We start from the raw sequence: 2612 nt of genomic DNA, 5'->3' as shown, positions 1-2612 counted from the left end.
AGGACACCGCCGGACAACCATTACGTGAAGCCCCCCACCACACCGGTCGGGGGCTTCACCCCTTTAACACCCCCACCCACCCGCGCCGGGCACCCACATGACGAGCCGGCCCTCGTGTGGTGGCCTCCGGGCTGCCGACCCTTGGAACGGGCGGTTGCGTAGTGGGCGAGTGAGCACTGCGCCCGAGACCGCTGCAACGAGCACGACCAGCAAGACCGGTCATGAAACCTGATCCGTCGGTCCTCCCTGGGTGAGAGCCGTGTATGAGACCAAGACTCCGAGGCTCGCCCCACTGACGCAGCTGCAGGACGAAGTCGAGGGCTATGGACCTCGTCCATGGAATGGAAGAGGAGTCCGAGGAGTGCACTGATCGGTCCAATCAGGAGGCCGGTACCTCCGCCGAAAAGGCAACCAGCGAATACGCTTCCGGTGCCCCAACCGGAACCCAGCATGGCGCCGCCCCCGGTAGTCAGTCCCAGGCGTCGGCGAGGACCATGCCCTTTCCGAACACAAGTGACCTCTCGAGGTCATCCGGGCTGGTCGTCAGAGTCCGCCGCCAATTCCGGAGTCTGCCCTGCCGTTATTGATCGGCAGGCCCTTCCGGCAGCCCTTGGTGGCAGTGCAGCTTCCGACGAGCTTCCGGGGAAAGGTTTCGCCCGGGCCCGGGTGGATCACCACGTCGTTCACCGAGGGGACGGTGTTCCCAAAGCTGACGGCCTTGTTCTCCTGCAGATGGAGGTCGACGTTGCCCAGTTTCCTGCGGATCAGGGAGTTGTGCCGGTAGACCACCCGGGGCAGGGGATTCCGACCCTTGCCGGGCGAAAGCTGGTGAGGAGAGAATGTCCCGCGGTTTCCTGGTGAAGATCATCCGCTGAACGGAGATGCGGTAGGCCAGCGGCGAGAGCTCGCAGGACAGTTTTTGTGACATCTCTCGCCTACGCACAAAGGCCGTTCATTCAGGCCCGACGCAGGAGATCCGGCAGGATCCATGGCCTGCCGGATGCCGGACGGTTTGGGAAGTCCACCGATCGTAGCCCCACGACGGCTCGATATCACCGGCTACCAGGTCACCCTGATCCCACTCACCCAACGGAGACAGGTCAGTTCCGAGTTCGTCAGTGGGAGCTGGGTTTGGTTGGGGCTGCCCCGCCCGTCGCGCGCCGCTCAGGGTCCGAAGCGCCGATGGCGAAGCGGTAGCGAACGTCGGAAGTCGTGACGCCCTCTTAGGCCTCGTCAACCTTCACGGGAGGGCTGACCTCGGTTTCGGCCGGGCCGTGTTCGGTGCAAAAGTGAAGCATCTCCTCGGTTTCGCCGATGCCATTCATCCTCGAGCCGGCTGGGAGCGGCGTCCGATAGGGCGGATGCATTTACTGGGAGCGGTTCCGCTGGTGCGACGGCGTTGACCAGCGCCGTCGAGGGTCAGCAGTTGCAGATACAAGCTGATGACGATCGAAGCGCTGACGGTGTTCACGATCAGGTCGAAGGTGCACGTAAGTGTCGCGAGAGTACGGGGTCGCTTGTAGGTAGTAGGAATCTGCGCCGAGCGTAGTCCGTCCTCCTGTTTCTATGTGACCTGCGACAGGGCCGGGACCCAGCGCCTATGGCGCGGGCACGCTCGACGGCCAGGTGACCTATGCTGTCGAGCCCGACGACTGCGCCCTTCTTGTAGGGCGCCGTGTCCGAACGGCGCGGTCGCGAGTAGGTGGTGCTGTTGGCGCAGAGCAGTGGAGTGGCAACGTTGAAATCGATGCCCTCCGGGATCGAGCGGCGCAGTCTCCTATCACCACCACACGGGTGGAGCAGCTGCCTCGGATCATCGTTCCGTTCGGGTCACCGCACCATCGGTGTCGGTGTTTCCCGCAAGCTTGTACTGCTCCTCGCCCTTGCGGCAGTTGACGCTCTCACGGCAGGAGCCCACCATGACGCCGACGCCGACGCCGACGCCGACGCCGACGCCAACGCCGTCGCGATTGCCGGCCGTGGCTCCGACCCCGACCCCGGCCCCGGGCCCGGGCCCGGCGCCGTCGCGATTGCCGACCGTGGCTCCGACCCGGGCCCCGTCGCCGTCGCGATTGCCGACCGTGGCTCCGACCCGACCCCGTGCCCGACGCCGACGCCGTCGCGATCGCCGACCGTGGCTCCGACCCGACCCGACCCGACCCCGGCCCCGACCCCGACGCAATCGCCGACCGTGCCCGACCATGTGTGGGGAGGACCTTGGAGCGCGCCTCAGTGACGATGCTGGTGATCTCGTTGCATGGGGCGAACGGGCAGGACCGGGGACTCAGTCGCCGCGCACTGCACGGACGCCAACAGGCAATCCCTGCTTGGCCTCATGGGAGGTCCTGCCAGGGACTATTGACCCAGGGGCTAGCATCTCCTGCCTGGTCGGGTCCTTGAAGGGGAGGAGAAGTGTTGCTCCTGCTGGCTGGCTGGCTGGGTGTGTGGGTGTTGGTGGGGTGTGTGGTGGTTTGGGTTGGTGGTTGGGTGGGTTGGGTGTAGTGTTTGTTGAGTTGGCCTGTTGTGGGTGGCCTTCCCTCCTTTTTTGTTGCTGATGCGGCGCGTTTTTTTGGTGTCGGGTTGGTGGTGTTTTGTGGTGGGTTGGGGGTTTT

Annotated in this window: 2 protein-coding genes; one reads left to right on the top strand and one right to left on the bottom strand. The window is 65.1% G+C overall.

From position 1 onward, the window contains the following. Positions 1-543: 543 nt before the first annotated feature. Positions 544-789, bottom strand: a complete 246-nt coding sequence (locus IWX65_RS17395; RefSeq protein WP_196884809.1) for a VanW family protein — start codon at positions 787-789, stop codon at positions 544-546. A 922-nt stretch (positions 790-1711) separates the two neighbouring features. Here IWX65_RS17395 and IWX65_RS17390 point away from each other — a divergent pair. Then, positions 1712-2236: a hypothetical protein gene (locus tag IWX65_RS17390; RefSeq protein ID WP_196884808.1), complete on the top strand. Its 525-nt coding sequence runs from the start codon at positions 1712-1714 to the stop codon at positions 2234-2236. The last annotated feature ends 376 nt before the right edge of the window (positions 2237-2612 follow it).

Origin of the sequence: Arthrobacter sp. CAN_A214, assembly GCF_015751955.1 — a bacterium.
Lineage (GTDB): Bacteria > Actinomycetota > Actinomycetes > Actinomycetales > Micrococcaceae > Arthrobacter_D.
The sequence above is the reverse complement of the archived record's forward strand: the minus strand, read 5'-3'. Positions and strand labels throughout refer to the sequence as shown.